General features: G+C 53.2%; 18 protein-coding genes. 16 read left to right on the top strand and 2 right to left on the bottom strand.

Annotated features, from left to right (window positions below; all coding sequences use genetic code 11):
• Positions 1-44: 44 nt before the first annotated feature.
• Positions 45-1,982 carry a 5-dehydro-2-deoxygluconokinase gene (gene iolC / locus ACH0WD_RS18055; RefSeq protein WP_014343940.1) on the bottom strand — a complete coding sequence of 646 codons (1,938 nt, stop codon included), beginning with the start codon at positions 1,980-1,982 and terminating at the stop codon, positions 45-47.
• Between the two features lie 416 nt (positions 1,983-2,398).
• On the opposite strand from iolC, the gene iolD reads away from it, so the two are divergent.
• The 5 genes from iolD to iolH all read left to right on the top strand — a co-directional run bounded on the left by iolD (position 2,399) and on the right by iolH (position 8,754).
• Entirely contained in the window at positions 2,399-4,339 is a 1,941-nt protein-coding gene (gene iolD, locus ACH0WD_RS18060) for a 3D-(3,5/4)-trihydroxycyclohexane-1,2-dione acylhydrolase (decyclizing) (protein WP_000849475.1), read from the top strand.
• A gap of 180 nt (positions 4,340-4,519) precedes the next feature.
• Positions 4,520-5,542 (top strand): D-chiro-inositol-2-dehydrogenase IolG2, encoded by a 1,023-nt coding sequence (iolG2, locus tag ACH0WD_RS18065; protein WP_000736098.1) that lies wholly within the window; start codon positions 4,520-4,522, stop codon positions 5,540-5,542.
• Positions 5,543-5,614: 72 nt separating this feature from the next.
• Positions 5,615-6,841, top strand: a complete 1,227-nt coding sequence (locus tag ACH0WD_RS18070) for an MFS transporter (protein WP_000661780.1) — start codon at positions 5,615-5,617, stop codon at positions 6,839-6,841.
• Positions 6,842-7,001: 160 nt separating this feature from the next.
• Positions 7,002-7,817, top strand: coding sequence for a 2-keto-myo-inositol isomerase IolI2 (gene iolI2 / locus ACH0WD_RS18075; protein ID WP_001019386.1), 816 nt, complete (start codon positions 7,002-7,004; stop codon positions 7,815-7,817).
• A 52-nt stretch (positions 7,818-7,869) separates the two neighbouring features.
• Entirely contained in the window at positions 7,870-8,754 is an 885-nt protein-coding gene (gene iolH, locus ACH0WD_RS18080; protein WP_000683955.1) for a sugar phosphate isomerase/epimerase IolH, read from the top strand.
• 55 nt (positions 8,755-8,809) lie between these two features.
• Here iolH and yjgA read toward each other — a convergent pair whose 3' ends face one another.
• Positions 8,810-9,361: a ribosome biogenesis factor YjgA gene (gene yjgA, locus ACH0WD_RS18085; protein ID WP_000166287.1), complete on the bottom strand. Its 552-nt coding sequence runs from the start codon at positions 9,359-9,361 to the stop codon at positions 8,810-8,812.
• A gap of 95 nt (positions 9,362-9,456) precedes the next feature.
• On the opposite strand from yjgA, the gene pmbA reads away from it, so the two are divergent.
• The 11 genes from pmbA to ACH0WD_RS18140 all read left to right on the top strand — a co-directional run bounded on the left by pmbA (position 9,457) and on the right by ACH0WD_RS18140 (position 19,001).
• The gene (gene pmbA, locus ACH0WD_RS18090) at positions 9,457-10,809 is read left to right on the top strand and encodes a metalloprotease PmbA (protein WP_000852991.1); all 1,353 of its coding nucleotides are present in this window, start codon (positions 9,457-9,459) and stop codon (positions 10,807-10,809) included.
• 98 nt (positions 10,810-10,907) lie between these two features.
• Positions 10,908-11,294, top strand: coding sequence for a cytochrome b562 (cybC, locus tag ACH0WD_RS18095; RefSeq protein WP_001232231.1), 387 nt, complete (start codon positions 10,908-10,910; stop codon positions 11,292-11,294).
• Between the two features lie 277 nt (positions 11,295-11,571).
• Positions 11,572-11,910 (top strand): glycine dehydrogenase, encoded by a 339-nt coding sequence (locus tag ACH0WD_RS18100; RefSeq protein ID WP_001255103.1) that lies wholly within the window; start codon positions 11,572-11,574, stop codon positions 11,908-11,910.
• Positions 11,911-11,920: 10 nt separating this feature from the next.
• Positions 11,921-12,283: an SFCGS family glycine-rich protein gene (locus tag ACH0WD_RS18105; protein WP_000435389.1), complete on the top strand. Its 363-nt coding sequence runs from the start codon at positions 11,921-11,923 to the stop codon at positions 12,281-12,283.
• Positions 12,283-12,585, top strand: a complete 303-nt coding sequence (locus ACH0WD_RS18110; protein ID WP_000975187.1) for a DUF4312 family protein — start codon at positions 12,283-12,285, stop codon at positions 12,583-12,585. Before ACH0WD_RS18105 ends, ACH0WD_RS18110 begins: the two co-directional genes overlap by 1 nt.
• A 22-nt stretch (positions 12,586-12,607) precedes the next feature.
• A complete protein-coding gene (locus ACH0WD_RS18115; RefSeq protein ID WP_000478578.1) occupies positions 12,608-13,384 on the top strand; it encodes a DUF4311 domain-containing protein in 777 nt (258 codons plus the stop codon).
• Positions 13,385-13,395: 11 nt separating this feature from the next.
• Positions 13,396-14,040, top strand: coding sequence for a DUF4310 family protein (locus tag ACH0WD_RS18120; RefSeq protein WP_000392127.1), 645 nt, complete (start codon positions 13,396-13,398; stop codon positions 14,038-14,040).
• A gap of 58 nt (positions 14,041-14,098) precedes the next feature.
• Entirely contained in the window at positions 14,099-15,232 is a 1,134-nt protein-coding gene (locus tag ACH0WD_RS18125) for an amidohydrolase/deacetylase family metallohydrolase (RefSeq protein ID WP_000459942.1), read from the top strand.
• The gene (locus ACH0WD_RS18130) at positions 15,216-16,334 is read left to right on the top strand and encodes a DgaE family pyridoxal phosphate-dependent ammonia lyase (RefSeq protein ID WP_001139179.1); all 1,119 of its coding nucleotides are present in this window, start codon (positions 15,216-15,218) and stop codon (positions 16,332-16,334) included. Before ACH0WD_RS18125 ends, ACH0WD_RS18130 begins: the two co-directional genes overlap by 17 nt.
• A complete protein-coding gene (locus ACH0WD_RS18135) occupies positions 16,331-17,071 on the top strand; it encodes a KDGP aldolase family protein (RefSeq protein ID WP_000779249.1) in 741 nt (246 codons plus the stop codon). Before ACH0WD_RS18130 ends, ACH0WD_RS18135 begins: the two co-directional genes overlap by 4 nt.
• A 16-nt stretch (positions 17,072-17,087) precedes the next feature.
• Positions 17,088-19,001: a BglG family transcription antiterminator gene (locus ACH0WD_RS18140; RefSeq protein ID WP_001212127.1), complete on the top strand. Its 1,914-nt coding sequence runs from the start codon at positions 17,088-17,090 to the stop codon at positions 18,999-19,001.
• Positions 19,002-19,034 lie beyond the last annotated feature (33 nt).

Below are 19,034 nucleotides of genomic sequence, written 5' to 3' on the forward strand. Positions count from 1 at the left end.
ACGCCCCTTGTCCGATGCAGACACGGGGCGTGATGAGGCAGGCATTAACGTGCCGGGCGGTATTCGCGCCAGTAGTCGATAAGCATGCGGTATTTTTGTTTCACCGTTGCGATGAGCTGTTCATCGTTAAGCTGGCCGCCTAACCACTGGCGTGACGGTTCGCCAAAGATGGTCCGGCCGACGGCGAAACCTTTCACCCAGGGCATATCCGCTGCTGCGGCGAATCCTGACTTCAACTCGCTTTCCGGTGCGTCCAGGCCAAGTATCAATATACCGCGACATTCAGGGTCATAATGCTCAATATGCTGGCTGATTTCTCGCCAACGATCTGGGCTCAACGGCGGCAGTTTCCACCAGTCCGGCAGGATCCCCAGTTGATAAAAACGTTCCACAATCTGGGGATAGTATTGCTCATTTTGGTCTGCCGCATCGCGCGGCAAGATGACTTCCAGCAGCAGATCGTGACCAGACTGGCAGCAGGCGCGGTAAACCTCGTCAATGAGCGCCTCTTGTTCAAGACGTACCGACTCTGCATCAAGTGGATGATAGAAGACCAGACATTTCACGACGTGCTCTTGTGGCCAGCTGACAAGCTGAGAGCCAATATCGCCATGTTCCAGCTTCAGCGGATACGAACCGGGCATCTCAACCGGTCGGCCAATCCACCATCCCTGGCCGGTCACGTCGTTAAGCGCCTGCTGACCAAAGGTGGTATCGGCAAGGATGCCGCTATTATTCTGTAAACCGGCCTCAAGCGCCGCCTGACGCGCCCCTTCCAGCAGTAGCATCTTCAGAGGGGGGATCGCGGATTCACTGGCGCCGACTTCATTTGCGATATCCACCAGTTGCTTGCGATGGTCGAAGGCGAATACGCACAGCTCCGGCCAGTGCTGTTTACGGGTTGTGACCCGATGAAGGTGATTCAGCCGCGGGTCTTTGTCTGGCCGGGTGATGGATTGTTCACGCGCGAGGTAGTCGTCCAGCTCTTTTTTGGTTGGCATGGCGGGGGCACAACCGTGGCGCGATACTACTAACGCGCCGCAGGCGTTTGCATAACGGCAGGCTTGCTCCCAGCTTTCATCGTTCAGGTATCCCCGCAGCAGTCCTGACATAAAGGCATCGCCCGCGCCCAGAACGTTCAGAACGTCTACGCGAACGCCGCTATGTATCTTCACCTGCGACCAGTCATCGGCGATGTTGCCTTCAAAGACTGAGCAGCCCAGCGCGCCGCGTTTGCACACCAGTACGGCCTGGGTCAACTGACGGACGCGCCGCAGGGCGGTCAGCGTGTCGGTACTGCCGCCAGCGATATGGAATTCTTCTTCGGTCCCAACGATCAGATCGAAATGGCGCAATACCTGCTGGAGCTGTTCGGTAACCTGTGATGAGGCGATGAAACGTGTTTCACCGTCTCCTAGCGACGTCAGGCCCCACAGTACGGGGCGGTAGTCGATATCCAGTGCCCGCCGCAGCCCGTGTTTTTGCGCATACTCCAGCGCTTTAAGAACGGCGGCGCGCGTATTGGGGTGAGAAAGATGGGTACCGGTGACGGCTAATGCGCGTGAAGAAGCGATGTAATCTTCGCGGATATCCTCGGGTGTTAGCGCCATGTCCGCGCAGTTATCGCGGTAGAAGATCAGAGGAAAGGTGTCCTGATCTTTAATGCCGAGGATCACCAGCGCGGTCAGACGATCGCGATCCGACAGCAGGCACTGCGTATCCACACCAACGCGGTTTAATTCTTCACGAACGAAACGTCCCATATGCTCATCGCCGACGCGGGCCAGCATAGCGGAACGTAATCCCTGAATGGCCGTGCCGTAGGCAACATTGCCTGACGATCCCCCTAAATATTTAGCGAAAGTCGTCATATCCTCCAGCCGCGACCCGATTTGTTGACCATACAAATCAACGGCGACTCGTCCCAGACAGATAACGTCCAGCGGCTTTTGCTCACTACTGACTGCTTTATTCATTGACATATCCCCTAACAGAAGACGGTGTTATTTTTGCCCATACTAAGGTTTGGTGATTTCATTTTCAATAAAAATGGAAATAATGTTTTCATTTATTGTTTGAACAAGATCACAGAAATGGCATTTCCGGGCAACGGGCATGATCGTTTTTTGTTGTGTTTTTTGTTTTAATTGATTGATTATAAATGTGTTATTTATTTTAAGAGCGCATGGAAGATAAATTTCATTTTCATGAAAAACACGCCTGAATGGCGAAATTTTTTAACCGTTTTTTGATCTCCTTCCCATAAATGAAATATAAATTCCATATAATTGTGAGAACGGAAATTTTGATCCTATGATAAGTCTCTGTGTTTTTGGGGCTGAAGCGATGCATAAGCAGGCAACGACAGCCGAACGGTTGATAAAAGCAGGTGGGGTACATGAAAACAATCAGGTTGACCATGGCGCAGGCTTTGGTGCGCTTTCTTGATAATCAGTACATCGACGTAGACGGCAGCGAAATCAAATTTGTAAAAGGGATTTTCGCCATTTTTGGCCACGGGAACGTCGTCGGATTGGGGCAAGCGCTGGAAGAGGACTGTGGCCAACTTAGCGTTCATCAAGGGCGTAACGAACAGGGAATGGCGCATATCGCGACGGGATTTGCCCGCCAGATGCGTCGCCATCAGATTTATGCCTGCACCTCCTCAGTGGGGCCAGGGGCCGCCAATATGATCACCGCAGCGGCGACCGCGACGGCTAACCGTATTCCACTGCTTTTGCTGCCGGGCGATGTGTACGCATCTCGTCAACCCGACCCGGTTTTGCAACAGGTTGAACAAGAACACGATCTGACGCTGAGCACCAATGACGCTTTCCGTGCAGTTAGCCGCTACTGGGATCGCATTACGCGTCCGGAACAGCTAATGAGCGCCTGTATCAGCGCGATGCGGGTGTTAACCGATCCGGCGGATACGGGGGCCGTGACGCTTTGCCTGCCACAGGATGTGCAGGGTGAAGCCTGGGATTATCCGGATTATTTTTTCGCTCGCCGGGTCTATCGTCTTGAGCGTCACGCGCCGACGGAGCCGATGCTGAACGAGGCGGTTGCGCTGATTCGCCGCCACCAGCGGCCGCTGATCGTTTGCGGTGGGGGAGTGAAGTATTCGCAGGCTGAAGAGGCGCTGCTGAGATTTGCCGAACGCTGTCATCTGCCGATTGCTGAAACCCAGGCTGGCAAGGGAGCGCTCAGTTCTGCACACCCGTTGAACGTCGGCGGGATTGGCGAAACCGGTTCACTGGCGGCGAATCTGCTGGCGCAGGAAGCCGATCTGATTATCGGTGTGGGGACGCGCTATACCGATTTCACCACCTCCTCAAAGTGGATCTTCCAGAATCCCGACGTGCGCTACTTAAATATCAACGTTAGCCGCTTTGATGTCTTCAAGCTGGATGGCGTACAGATGCAGGGTGACGCTCGCGTCGCCCTGACGCAGCTTAGCGAACGGCTGGCCCAGGAGCATTATGCTTCGCAATGGGGTGAGACTATTCACCGCGTCCGCTCGCAATATATGGCGGAAGTTGAGCGCGTCTATGCTGTGGAATATAGCGGAGAGGGCTTCAAACCTGAAATTGAGGATCATATGGATACTCAAAAGGTGTTTGAAGAGTTTAATGAGATTACGCGATCGTGGCTGACCCAGACGCGCGTGTTGGGCGTGCTTAACCGGATGTTGCCGGAAAACGCGCTGGTGGTGGCGGCGGCGGGCAGCCTGCCGGGCGACCTCCAGCGTGTCTGGCAAAGCCGCGGCGAGAATGATTACCACGTCGAGTACGGCTACTCCTGTATGGGCTACGAAGTCAATGCCGCATTGGGGGCCAAGCTGGCGCAGCCGGAACGCGAGGTGTACAGCTTCGTGGGCGACGGTTCGTTCATGATGCTGCACTCTGAGTTGGTCACTTCCGTCCAGATGGGGAAAAAGATTACCGTCATTTTGCTCGATAACATGACCAACGGCTGTATCAATAATCTGCAAATGGAACACGGTATGGACAGTTACTTCACCGAGTTTCGTTTCCATCAGCAGGAGAGCGGTCGTCAGGAAGGCGGGTTTATCCCGGTCGATTTCGCTCGCATCGCTGAAGGATATGGCTGTAAAAGCTATCGCGTCACCACCATTGAACAACTGCATGAAGCGTTGGAAGATGCTCGTAAACAGACCGTGAGTACGCTGATAGACATAAAAGTGCTTCCCAAAACGATGGTGCATAAGTACCTGAGCTGGTGGCGCGTTGGTGGGGCGCAGGTATCCCGTAGCGAACGTATCCAGGCGATAGCGCGTATGCTTGAGGAACATATCGGACAGGCCCGGCAGTACTGATTAATTTGCCGTCGTTCAGGTTGCAGATGTGTGGTTATTGTTCTGCAACCTGAACGATACAGCCTCAACGCATTGTTTGCTTTTCAGAACGGCAAAATAAAACGATCCGTTTTTCGCAGAACTACGGATGCTTTTCTTTTGCGGTTTTAAATTTACTATTCATGAGATTAAGAGGTACGAATGAAAAAGCTTCGATGTGGTGTTATTGGCCTCGGTCGGGTAGGTAAAATGCATGTTGAGAATATGTATTTACTGCCTCAATTAGATATTATCTGCGCCGCCGATTATTTTATTGAGGAGATGAGCGATTGGCTTTATTCGGTAAATATAACTTCAGGGTATAAAAATTATCAGGAACTTTTACAGCGTGATGATATAGAGGCAGTTTTTATTTTCACCTCAACGGATATGCACGAAGAGATCGTCACGGCGGCAGCGCAGGCGGGGAAGCACATTTTTTGTGAAAAACCGCTCAGCATGAATGAAGATGAGCAGGCCTCAATGGCGGTGCTGAGAAAAGTGAAAGAGAAGGGGGTGACGCTGCAGGTTGCCTTTAACCGCCGTTTTGATCCTCAGTTTCACGAGGTCTTTGAGCTGGTGCGCAGCGGCAAGATTGGTCGGCCCCAGATGATAAAAATCACCTCCCGCGATCCGGACCTGCTACCCCATGATCTGATCAAACGTATTGGCGGTCTGATTTTTGACTTCACCATGCATGACTTTGATATGGCTCGTTTTATGATGCAGGATGAAGTCAGCGAAGTCTATGTTAAGGGCAATACGCTGATTGATCCCAGCCTGAAAAATATTGATGATGTTGATACGCTTGCGGTGATGCTGACTTTCAGAAACGGCGGCTACGCGCTCATTGATAACAGCCGTCGGGCGGTATATGGCTATGACCAACGGGTGGAGGTTTTTGGCTCAGAAGGGATGGCGTATGCGGATAACGTTAGTGAATCGACGGTGAAAGTTTTCAACAGCCAGCACTGCATAATGAAAAATCCCCTTCCTGATTTCACGGTCCGTTATCGCGAAGCTTACCGAACGGAAATATTACACTTTATTGATTCAGTCCTGCATCATACGCCGGTTGTCTGTACCGGCGAAGACGCATTATTGGCCCAGCGTATCGCTATTGCCGCGCAGCAATCATTAAAAAGCGGGCTGCCGGTGAAAATAACAAGCGATATTTATCTTTAACTGCATCTGTTAATAATGAATAAACTCTCGCACTGAAAAGTGTGAGAGCTTTTCTATACCGAGGGTAATAAAATGAAAGAAATGCAGGCAACGCTGCCCCAGACATTTTATATAAAACCAGGTAAGTTTATCTGGAGCTACCTGGGAACATTTTTATTTATGTTGGGCGGCTGTATTGAGAACAGCTGGTTATCTGCCTGGTTAAATACGCAGGGATTTGATCAAGCGCATATCGGGCAGATTTTTGCCGGATATGGGATTGTGGTCGCGATTACCTCCTGGCTATCCGGCGTCTGTGTGGACGTTTTTGGTCCTAAAAAGGTGATGGTTACCGGTTTTATCGTCTATCTTCTGGCTTCCGTCGCGTTTCTGAACTTTGCGCTACCCAGCCATGATTTTGGTGCCATTCTCGTGACCTATATGCTGCGTGGCGTGGGGTATCCGCTGGTCTGTTACTCCTTCCTGGTACGCCTGACCATCCAGTTGGATAATCACCAGCAAGGGATCGGCACCTCGCTATTTTGGGTGGTCTATAACCTTGGTTTTACCATCATTGGGCCGGTGGTGGCGGCGTCGTTAATTCCTGCGTTGGGGCATATCAACGTGATGTGGGCCGGGATGGGCGTTGCGCTGCTGGGGGTTCTCTTCATGCTGGTGCTGGAACGCAATGAATTCATTCTGAAACCGCGAACGACGCCGGTCTTCAAAGAGTTATCTGCGGGTATCTCCATTATGTATGAACGGCCACGGATCGGTCTGGCGGTGATTGTCAAAACTATTAACGGTCTTGGCACCTATGGTTTTGTTGTCGTATTACCTCTGTTTCTGCTGGATAAGCACTTTACGCTTGAGGAATGGGCGAGTATTTGGGGGATTACCTTTATCTCTAACCAGGTCTTCAACATTATCTTTGGCTGGATGGGCGATAAAATTGGTTTTCGCCGAACCATCCAGATTTTTGGCAGCATCCTGACCGGTGTCGCTACGCTGATTGTTTACTGGGTGCCGATGATATGGGGGCATAACTATGTCGCCTTTATGCTGGCGATGTGTTTGTGGGGAGCCGGGCTGGCTGGCTTTGTGCCAATGACGCCGCTGGTGCCGATGATGGCGCCGGATAAGAAGGGGGCGGCGAACTCGGCCGTGAACTTTGGCTCCGGCCTGGGAAATTTTGTTGGGCCAGCGCTGGTCTCTGTTCTGGCAGGGTTCGGCACCGGCGTGGTGATGTATACTATGGCGGGGCTCTATTTATTCAGCGGCATCCTGGTGCAGTTTCTTAAAGTGCCTGGCGAAAAATAGCTTCAAATATTCTTCAAAAATCCCTTATAGCCTGTGATGTTCATCACTAAATTAAACCGGTTTTTATCAAGATTGATAAAGCCGGTTTTTTCACCCTACGTTAAATTGTACTAACGGATTACGGTTATTTACCCACTCATATACGTTCAGGGAGAAAATAATGAATATCGAAAAAACACGGTTTTGTATTAACCGGAAAATTGCACCGGGTCTAAGCATAGAAGCATTCTTTCGACTGGTTAAACGTCTTGAGTTTAATAAAGTGGAATTGCGTAATGATATGCCAAGCGGCAGCGTTACTGATGACTTGAATTATAATCAGGTGCGTAACCTGGCAGAAAAGTATGGACTTGAAATTGTCACAATTAATGCGGTCTATCCCTTCAACCAACTGACCGAGGAGGTCGTAAAAAAAACGGAAGGATTATTACGAGACGCGCAGGGAGTCGGCGCGCGGGCATTAGTTCTTTGTCCGCTGAATGACGGAACGATTGTGCCGCCGGAGGTTACGGTTGAGGCAATAAAACGACTGAGCGATCTCTTTGCCCGGTATGATATTCAGGGGCTGGTTGAACCTTTGGGATTCCGCGTAAGTTCGCTGCGTTCTGCCGTCTGGGCTCAGCAACTGATCCGGGAAGCAGGTTCCCCCTTTAAGGTTTTGCTGGATACCTTCCATCATCATCTGTACGAAGAGGCCGAAAAGGAGTTTGCGTCGCGCATTGATATTTCTGCTATCGGGTTGGTGCATTTGTCCGGTGTGGAAGACACCCGACCAACGGAAGCATTGGCTGATGAGCAGCGTATTATGCTGAGTGAAAAGGATGTAATGCAGAATTACCAGCAGGTGCAGCGTCTGGAAAATATGGGATATCGCGGTATTTACGCTTTTGAACCTTTTTCTTCCCAGTTGGCTTCCTGGAGTGAGGCGGAAATAGAGGAACAAATTAATCGCAGCGTGTCATTGCTGTTGCAATGATACAGCTAATTTCCAGGTGACCGTTTTCAGTTTCCGCAGCGTGGTATTTACAATGAAAATTGCTTTTGATGTCGATGTTATTAAACATTTACCCATTACCCAAATGGTACGGCAGGTTTCCGAGTGGGGGTATAAATATATTGAGCAGTCGCCGCACCCGCGTATTAATCCGTTTTATAAACACCCTAAAGCTGGTCGCGATACCATGCAGGAGTATAAACGCGCCTTGCAGAACTACGGTGTGGAAATCTCGTCATTTATTGTGGTTTATCGTTGGTCCGGCCCCGATGAAGAGCGTCGGCGCGCCGCGGTAACCAACTGGAAGCGGATGATTGAGATTGCCGTTGATATGGGCGTACAGGTGATTAATACCGAGCTTTCCGGGACGCCGGATGAGCCGGAGATTTGTGAAGAGATGTGGTATCGCTCCATGGAGGAACTGCTGCCGATCGTGGAACGAGAGGGAATTCGAATCGAAATTCAGTCTCACCCTTGGGATTTCTGCGAACTGAACGATGAGACGGTCGACATGGTGCAGTCTTTGCGTAGTGATAACGTGACCTATCTGTACAGCGCACCGCATGGCTTCTTTTACGATAAAGGGCAGGGCGACGTCGCAAGGATGCTGAACTATGCCGGGGCTGATCTTTCGCATGTTCTGCTGGCCGATACGCACAACCACACGCTCCCCTGCCGCTACATCATGAACCCGCCTGGCGTGAATGCGACGATTCATCAGCACATCGGGCTGGGAGAAGGTGAGGTCGATTTTGACGCGCTATTCCAGGCGCTGCGTGAAATGGATTTTGCAAACCGCACGTTTAAGGTGGGCGGTGAGGCAATTATCACCACGTCGCTGTTTGGTTATCCTGAAAAAATGAGTGTTCAGGCGGTGGAAACGCGCGAGCGGATCGAGCGGGAGCTACTCGGACGTTAAAAACGGGTGGATTTGCCTGTACCGCGCCACAGGCTGGCGCGGTTATTTGCGGCAATTACCCTTCGTTTTCCGCCAGCTCGCGCAGATACTGGAAAATCTGACGCGCTGATTTCGGCGGTTTGTTGCCTTCTTTCTCTTTCTTCGCATTGCGGATCAATGAACGAAGCTGTTGACGATCGGCGTGCGGCCACAGGGTCAGTACTTCGGCTACCGCGTCATCGCCTTCGACGATCAGACGATCGCGCAGATGCTCAAGCTTGTGAAACAGCACCACCTGCTGATTATGGCGGTTCTTCAGCTTGTCCAGCGCCTGGCGAATAGGTTCAACGTCGCGTTGGCGCAGCATTTTTCCGATAAGCTGCAACTGGCGGCGGCGTCCTTCCATTTTGATTCGCTGGGCCAGTTCAATGGCGTCGCGCAGATCGGCGTCCAGCGGGATCTTATCCAGCGCGTTTTTCCCCAGATCCACCAGTTCCGCGCCCAGGCGTTTTAATTCCTCGGCATCGCGTTTAATTTCACTTTTACTGACCCAGATAATTTCATCGTCTTCGTCTTCGATGTCATCACCGGGAACGTCGTCGAGCCAGTCTTCGGGCTGCTTTGTCATGTCAGGCTCCTTAAAAAAAGAGGCTAATGTTACCAGTTAAGATGCGCACTGAAAAACGGTTCTCTGTTAGACTTCAGAGAAACTCTCTCTACATTATGGCATTTGCAATGAAAGTAATCTCACAAGTTGAAGCGCAGCGTAAGATTCTGGAAGAAGCAGTTTCGACAGCGCTGGAGTTAGCCTCAGGCAAATCGGATGGGGCGGAAGTCGCCGTCAGCAAGACCACCGGCATTAGCGTCAGCACCCGTTATGGTGAAGTAGAGAATGTCGAATTTAATAGCGACGGCGCGCTGGGCATTACGGTGTATCACCAGAACCGCAAAGGCAGCGCCTCTTCGACGGATTTAAGCCCGCAGGCGATTGCCCGTACCGTGCAGGCCGCGCTGGATATCGCGCGTTACACGTCGCCGGACCCGTGCGCAGGCGTGGCGGACAAAGAACTGCTGGCGTTTGACGCGCCGGATCTGGACTTGTTCCACCCGGCAGAGGTTACGCCAGACGAAGCCATTGAACTGGCCGCGCGTGCGGAACAGGCTTCTCTAAAGGCGGATAAACGCATCACCAATACCGAAGGCGGGAGCTTTAACAGCCATTACGGCATTAAAGTGTTCGGCAACAGCCACGGCATGTTGCAGGGATATTGCTCCACGCGCCATTCGCTCTCAAGCTGCGTCATCGCCGAAGAGAACGGCGATATGGAGCGTGATTACGCTTACACCATCGGTCGGGCAATGGCGGATCTGCAAGCGCCGGAATGGGTCGGGGCCGAGTGCGCGCGCCGTACCTTATCCCGCCTGTCGCCGCGCAAGCTCTCCACCATGAAAGCGCCGGTCATTTTCGCCAATGAAGTGGCGACAGGGCTATTTGGTCATCTGGTCGGGGCGATTGCCGGCGGCGCGGTATACCGTAAATCCACTTTTCTGCTCGACTCGCTGGGCAAGCAAATTCTGCCGGAATGGTTAACCATCGAAGAACACCCGCATCTGCTAAAAGGGCTGGCGTCTTCACCGTTCGACAGCGAAGGCGTGCGTATGGAGCGCCGGGACATTGTGAAGGATGGCGTACTGACGCAATGGTTGCTGACCAACTATTCCGCCCGCAAACTGGGGCTGAAAAGTACCGGTCATGCCGGCGGCATTCATAACTGGCGTATCGCCGGGCAGGGGCTGAACTTTGAGCAGTTGCTAAAAGAGATGGGCACCGGCCTGGTGGTGACGGAACTGATGGGCCAGGGCGTCAGCGGTATTACCGGCGACTACTCCCGCGGCGCTGCGGGATTCTGGGTTGAAAATGGTGAAATCCAGTACCCGGTAAGTGAAATTACCATTGCCGGTAATTTAAAAGAGATGTGGCGTAATATTGTCACCGTGGGTGATGATATTGAAACGCGCAGTAATATACAGTGCGGTTCGGTATTGTTACCGGAGATGAAAATCGCCGGACAATAATACCCGTCATACTTCAGGCTGCAGGCGCATTGGCTGCCTGCAACTCGAATTATTCAGGGTATTACACTTATCGTTAATAATAAAAAAGGAAGTGAGCAATGCGTAAAAGCCTGTTAGCTATTCTTGCTGTGTCATCGCTGGTATTCGGTTCGGCTGTTTTTGCTGCCGATCTTGAAGATAATATGGATATTCTCAATGATAACCTGAAAGTTGTTGAGAAAACGGATAGTGCCCCTGAGCTGAAAGCGGCATTAACCAAAATGCGCGCGGCCGCGCTGGATGCTCAAAAAGCCACGCCGCCAAAGCTGGAAGATAAAGCGCCGGATAGCCCGGAAATGAAGGATTTTCGTCACGGTTTTGACATTCTGGTCGGCCAAATTGATGGCGCGCTGAAGCTGGCGAACGAAGGTAACGTTAAAGAAGCGAAAGCGGCGGCGGAAGCGCTAAAAACCACCCGCAATACGTATCATAAAAAGTATCGTTAATCTTTGTGGGATGGCGGCTTCGCTTTATCCGCAGGTCGCCATCCGGCAAACTGTAATACCCATCACACTTTCTCACTTTATACGACAACGTCATTGTTTCGCCATTTCCTCTTTATGCCGCGATAGATCTCACACTTTCCCGGCGATAATTCATTAATGCCGCCTTTTCTGTGGCGCAGATCACCTATCCCACTCGCGTTTCCACTTCGAGGTGGAAAATAACTCGCTACAAACTTTTAACCCTTGCCGCTAGTTTTATCTCATTGCCATTAACGGGGTGAGACGCGTGGATAACGGAGCAGTAAAACACGATGCCGGTGAGCGAATTAACGAACTGGCTGAACAGGTGTTAACGCAGGTGGATGGCCTGCTGGGGCGGCATCACATTGTCCCCAATGCGGTACAGACGCAAATGCTGACCTCGCACGTTCGCGCGATGGCGCACCGGTCAATTACCGGCGAGCCTTTACCGGAAGTCGATGCCAGCTTGTTTGATGAAATCTCAGCCGAATCAATGGCGCTCGCCCGCGAGATCGTGGCGGCGTTTGGCAACCTTCCTGACGAAGAAGCCTGGCTATTATCGGTACATTTTGAAGTCGCGAAAGACAACCTCTAAGGAGCAAAAAATGGAACAGATTACCGTCGTGATTGGCGATCGCCTGGGTAAAGGCCAGAAAGTGGCGGCAGGCGTGGAAAAAGCGGGCGGTCGCGCGGTCGTCGTACCGGGCGTCGCGGCAGACATGAAGCTGGGCGATGTGATGAAAGCGGAAAACGCCACCTTCGGCATTTCATTTTGCGGCAGCGGCGGCGCGGGCGCTATCACCGCGCAAAACAAGCATGGCTACAAAGCCAAATATGGAATGCGGTCAGTGGATGAAGGCGTCACCGCTATCAATGAAGGCTGCAACGTGTTGGGTTTCGGCTTTATGGATAAAGAAGAGCTCGGCGAGCGCCTGGTGCAGGCGTGGCAAAAGAAATACGGCGCCTGATGATGAAAGAGCAATTCACCACCACGGTGAGAGTAAAAGGCAAGGGCGACGCCAAAGCACGCGCCTTTGCCGATGCGCTGAACCATGTTCAGTCGGCGGTGATGAGAGAGTCGCCGTATATCTTACTGCGTATTGAGCCACAGGATGTGCGGATTGTTCAGGCGCATGAGTCGGTGCGTAAAGAGGCCTTTCTGTTTTTCTTTTTGCGCCGGGAACGACGCACTTACAGCGTGGAGCTGGATGTGACCGTCAACGTGACCGCCATCAATCTCGACAGGGTGGATTTCGTCGCGAAACGCTGATTTTTATTAAAAAGGCATAGTTATGTTCCTGATAATACTAATTAAATCGCTCATTATCGGTGCGCTGGTCGGCGTAGGGGTGGGCGCTGGGGCTGCACGCATGTTTCACGCGCCAACCACGCAGGGGATGGGCGCGTTCCGTACGTTGGGCGAACTCAACTCTTGTGAAGGCGATCCGGCATCTCACTTCTCCTTTGGGCTGGGTTTCTTCTTTAACGCCTGGGCCTCGTCTGTGGCGGCCGGATCGTTCACCCAGGATGTCGATCACCGCATCATCCCTAACTGGGGCGCGGCGGCGCTAATGATCAAAAACCGTAACGTCGGCGAGACGCTGCACGACCCGAAAAAAATGGCGATCGCCTGCGCCGTCATCGGCATGATCGTCGTGACGTTCCTTAACCTGACCGCCTCATCCGTGCCAGAAGCGCTACAGGTGACGGCGGTTAAGGTGCTGGTACCGGCGGCAAACCTGCTGGTCAACATCGTCATGCCTGTGATCTTCTGGTTAGCGGCGATCGACGCTGGTAAAAAATCGGGCTTCTGGGCCACCGTTTTCGGCGGCGCGGCGCAGCTCATCATGGGGAACGCCGTACCGGGGCTGGTGCTGGGTATTTTGATCGGTAAAGGCGTAGAAGAGAGCGGCTGGAACCATGTCACCAAAGTGATGATGGTCGCCATCGTTTTGCTGTTTGTGTTGAGCGGCTTCTTCCGCGGCTTCGACATGAAAATGATCGAGTCTTTCAACATGACGGTACCGAACTGGCTTGAACTGATCCACAACTCGCTCAGCGGCAAATAACGGAGGCCACAATGGAAGAGAATAAAGGTTTTTGGTATGCCGACTGGTCGTTCCCGATCTTTGTTGGCCTGCTCTCCTCCGGCGTTTTCGCCGGGACGCATATGTACTATCTGTACGGTATCGGCGCATTTAACGAAGTCGCTTTTGTGGCGATGTTGAAAGCGGGGATGGATACCGGCGTCTACGGCGCGGTCGCCGCTTTCGGCGCCAGCTTTTTATTTGCCCGCATTATCGAAGGTTCGCTGGTCGGGATTCTGGATATCGGCGGGGCAATTCAGACTGGCGTGGGCTTAGGGGTTCCGGCGTTACTGCTGGGGGCTGGCTTTGTCTTCCCGGTGGCGAACTTTATCGCTTCGCTGATAACCGGTCTGGTGATTGGCCTGGCGATTGGCTACATCATTATTCTGGCGCGTAAGTTCACCATCAATCAGAGCGACTCCACGTACGGAGCGGACGTCATGATGGGGGCCGGTAACACTTCAGGTCGTTTTCTGGGGCCGTTGATTATCCTCAGCGCCATGACGGCATCGATTCCCATTGGTCTGGGCTCTCTGGTGGGCGCGCTGCTGTTTTATATCTGGCAGAAGCCGATTACCGGCGGCGCGATTTTAGGCGCGATGATCCTCGGTTCCATCTTCCCGATTGCGATTAGCTAACTGTTGATTTGTAGGCCGGATAAGGCGGTTGCGCCGCCATCCGGCAAAGGAGAGAACGATGTTTGATTTACTCCTGCGCCATGCGCGTCTGGTCGATGACACGCTGACTAATATTGCCCTGCAAGATGGCAAAATCGCGGCGTTGGGTGACGTTGATGGTCCGGCGCTGAAAACCATTGACCTGCGCGGCGAGTGTTACGTTAGTGCGGGTTGGATTGATTCTCATGTTCACTGCTACCCGACATCACCGATTTATCACGACGAACCGGACAGCGTGGGTATTGCCACTGGCGTTACCACAGTGGTGGATGCCGGTAGCACTGGCGCAGACGACATTGATGATTTCTATGCTCTGACGCGTCAGGCGACCACCGACGTTTATGCGCTGCTGAATGTTTCACGCGTTGGGCTTATTGCCCAAAACGAGCTGGCTAACATGGCCAATATTGACGCCGATGCGGTCCGGCAGGCGGTAAAACGCCATCCGGATTTTATCGTCGGCCTCAAGGCGCGGATGAGCAGCAGCGTGGTAGGCGTTAACGGCATCACGCCGCTGGAACACGCTAAAGCCATGCAGCAAGAAAACGGCAACCTACCGCTGATGGTGCATATTGGCAATAACCCGCCGGATCTGGACGAAATCGCGGAGCGTCTGACGGCGGGCGATATCATTACCCACTGTTACAACGGTAAGCCGAACCGTATTCTGACGCCGGAAGGCGAGCTGCGCGCCTCGGTGACACGAGCGCTGGCGCGCGGCGTGCGTCTGGACGTTGGACATGGTACCGCCAGCCTGAGCTTTGCAGTGGCGAAACGCGCTATTAGCCTGGGGATTTTACCGCATACCATCAGTTCCGATATCTACTGCCGTAACCGCATCAATGGCCCGGTGCATTCGCTGGCTAATGTGATGTCGAAATTCCTCGCCATCGGCATGTCGCTGCCGCAGGTCATTGCGTGCGTGACGGCCAATGCCGCCGATAGCCTGAATCTGAAAACCAAAGGTCGTCTTCAGCCTGGTCTGGATGCCGACCTGACCCTCTTTACGCTTAAACGCCAGCCCACCGTGTTGGTAGACGCGGAACACGACAGCTTACAGGCTGAAGAATTGCTGACGCCGCTTGCCGCGATACGCGCAGGCAAGGGCTATATGACCGAAAAAGGGAGCGCGGAACATGCCTTCGATTTTTGAGAAGTATCAATTAAAACAGGTGATTAACGCCTCCGGACGTATGACGGCGCTCGGTGTCTCTACGCCGCGCCCGGAAGTGATAGACGCGGCGATGGCCGGAATGAATCAGTATTTCGAGATGAAAGATCTGGTGAATAAAACCGGTGAGTACATTGCGAAATTGTTGGAAGTGGAAGGGGCGACGGTAGTCTCCTGCGCCAGTGCGGGCCTTGCCCAGTCGGTTGCCGCGGTACTGGTTCAGGACAGCGACTGGCTGCTGGAAAACCTGCACGTTACACCGATTGAAAATAACGAAATCGTCCTGCCAAAGGGCCACAACGTCAACTTTGGCGCGCCGGTGGGAACGATGGTGGCGCTGGGCGGCGGCAAACTGGTGGAAGCCGGTTACGCCAACGAATGTTCCGCCGCGCAGTTGGCGGCGGCCATTACGCCGCGCACGGCGGCTATTCTCTATATCAAATCTCACCACTGCGTGCAGAAAAGTATGCTCAGCGTGGAGCAGGCTGCGGTGGTGGCGCGCACGCATAATCTCCCGCTGATTGTGGACGCGGCGGCGGAAGAAGATTTGCAGTGCTACTACCGCGTGGGCGCAGATCTCGTTATCTATAGCGGCGCGAAAGCGATTGAAGGGCCGACCAGCGGGCTGGTGATTGGTAAAACGCAGTATGTTGAGTGGGTAAAACGTCAGTCAGCGGGCATAGGCCGGGCGATGAAGGTCGGCAAAGAGGGAATTGTTGGCCTGACCTGTGCCATTGAATTGTACCTGCGGGCGCAAAAAGAGAGCGGCGCGGAGATGGTAGAAAAAATGGCGCCCTTTATCGACACGTTGAACACGTTTAACGGCGTCAGCGCCCGTGTGGTGTGGGACAGCGCCGGACGCGATATCGCGCGCACGGAAATTAAGTTTGATGAAGCCGTTACCGGCATCGCCACAGGCGATCTGGTGGAGGCGCTCAAACAGGGCGACTATGCGATTTACTTTCGCGGATACAAAGCCAACGAAGGGATTATTGAAGCGGATGTCCGCAGCGTCGATCGCGCGCAGTTAGCGATTGTGGCGCGTCGTATTGGCGAGGTGATTAATCAGGAGAAAAAAGCATGAAACTGACCCCTAACTTTTACCGCGATCGCGTTTGCCTGAACGTACTGGCCGGTTCGAAAGATAACGCCCGGGAAATCTACGCGGCGGCGGAAGGTCATGTGCTGGTTGGCGTGCTCTCCAAAGACTATCCGGATGTGGCAAGCGCAGTCGCGGATATGCGTGAATATGCGGCGCTTATCGACAATGCGCTCTCCGTGGGGCTGGGGGCGGGCGATCCTAACCAGTCGGCGATGGTGAGCGAAATCTCGCGTCAGGTACAGCCGCAGCATGTCAACCAGGTGTTTACCGGCGTAGGGACCAGTCGGGCGCTGCTGGGGCAAAATGAGACGGTGGTGAACGGTCTTGTCTCGCCGACCGGCACGCCGGGACTGGTGAAAATTTCCACCGGCCCGCTAAGCAGCCGCGCGCCGGACGGCATCGTACCCATAGAAACGGCGATTGCGCTACTCAAAGACATGGGCGGCAGCTCTGTTAAATACTTTCCGATGGGAGGGCTCACCTGTCGCGACGAGTATAAAGCGGTGGCTGAGGCCTGCGCCCGCCATGATTTCTGGCTGGAACCGACGGGTGGTATCGATCTGGAAAACTTCGCCGAGATTCTGCACATCGCCCTTGATGCAGGTGTAAGCAAAATCATTCCTCACATTTATAGTTCGATTATTGATAAGGTGAGCGGCAACACCCGTGCGGACGATGTGCGTCAGTTACTCGCTATCGTCCGGTCGCGTGTCGGCTAATCATGAGGAGAGAGACGTGCGATTCCCCAACCAACGTTTAGCGCAGCTATTTGCGATGCTGCAAAACGAGACGCTGCCGCAGGACGAGCTGGCGCAGCGGTTGTCGGTCTCCACGCGTACCGTTCGGGCGGATATCGCCGCGCTGAACATGTTGCTGACGGCGCATGGTGCGCAATTTACTCTCAGCCGCGGCAACGGGTATCAGCTCAAAATTGATGATCCGGCACGTTATCAATCCCTGCAAACGCAGCAATCTCCCACGCTGGCGCGCGGTCCGCGCACCAGCCAGGAGCGGATACACTACTTGCTGGCGCGTTTTTTAACCTCCGCCTTCTCGCTGAAGCTGGAGGATTTGGCAGATGAATGGTTTGTCAGCCGTGCGACGCTGCAGAACGACATGGCGGACGTACGCGAGCATTTGCTGCGTTATCATCTGACGCTGGAAACGCGTCCGCGTCATGGCATGAAATTGTTTGGCGGAGAGATGGCGATTCGCGCCTGTCTGACCGACCTTTTATGGACGCTGGCGCAGCAGGAGCCCTCCCATCCGTTAATCGTTAGTACCACGCTGAACACCGAGGTGTCTCAACGGCTGCAGTCTCTTTTGCCGGATATTTTCTCTCATTGTCAAATCCGCCTGACCGATGAGGGCGAGCTGTTTCTGCGTTTGTACTGCGCGGTGGCGGTACGGCGTATTCGCGAGGGGTATCCGTTATCGGAATGCGTGGCGGAGGAGGTCGATGAAAAGGTGCGCCATGCGGCGCATGAGATTACGGAGCTACTACAACAGCTGGCCGACAAGCCGCTGTCGGAGCCGGAAGTAAGCTGGCTGAAGGTGCATATTGCCGCCCGCCAGGTACAGGAAATTGCCCCCAGCGCCATTAATGCCGATGATGAAGAGGCGCTGGTGCGCTATATCCTCAATTTTATTAATACCCAGTACAACTATAACCTGTTGAATGATAAACAGCTCCACGCGGACTTGCTGACCCACATCAAAACGATGATCACCCGCGTGCGCTACCAGATCATGATCCCCAACCCACTACTGGAAAATATTAAGCAGCACTATCCGATGGCGTGGGATATGACGTTGGCGGCGATATCGAGTTGGGGAAAATACACGCCGTATACCATTAGCGAAAACGAAATCGGTTTTCTGGTGCTGCATATTGGCGTTGGGCTGGAACGTAGTTACAACATTGGCTACCAGCGGCAGCCGCAGGTACTGCTGGTGTGCGATGCTGGTAATGCGATGGTGCGGATGATTGAAGCGGTACTGGCGCGGAAATACCCGCAGATTGAGATTGCCCGCACTCTAACACTACGCGACTATGAGGCGCGGGACAGTATTGTGGAGGATTTTGTGATTTCCACGGCGCGGATCGGCGAAAAAGATAAACCGGTTATCATGATCGCCCCCTTTCCTACCGACTATCAATTGGAGCAGATCGGTAAGCTGGTGCTGGTGGACAGAACCCGTCCGTGGATGCTGGATAAATATTTCGATGCCTCGCATTTTCGCATCGTGGAGGGGGAAATAGATCAACAGACGCTGTTTAAAACGCTGTGCGATCAGTTGCACGAGGAAGGCTTTGTTGATGCGGCGTTTCTTGATTCGGTTATTGAACGTGAAGCTATCGTCAGTACGTTATTAGGCGACGGGATTGCCTTGCCGCACGCGCTGGGGCTGCTGGCGAAGAAAACGGTGGTTTATACGGTGCTCGCGCCACAGGGGATTGCCTGGGGTGATGAAACGGCGCACGTTATTTTTTTACTCGCCATCAGCAAAAGTGAATATGAAGAGGCGATGGCCATCTACGATATTTTCGTCACTTTCCTGCGCGAACGCGCCATGACGCGCCTCTGCGCATGTCAGAATTTTACGCAATTTAAAACGGTCGCGATGGAGTGCGTGAGTCGTTTTTGACACTTTCCCGTCACGTCATTGTTAAGAAGATTT

It is taken from the genome of Salmonella sp. 2020_1395, assembly GCF_043848115.1.
Lineage (GTDB): Bacteria > Pseudomonadota > Gammaproteobacteria > Enterobacterales > Enterobacteriaceae > Salmonella > Salmonella enterica.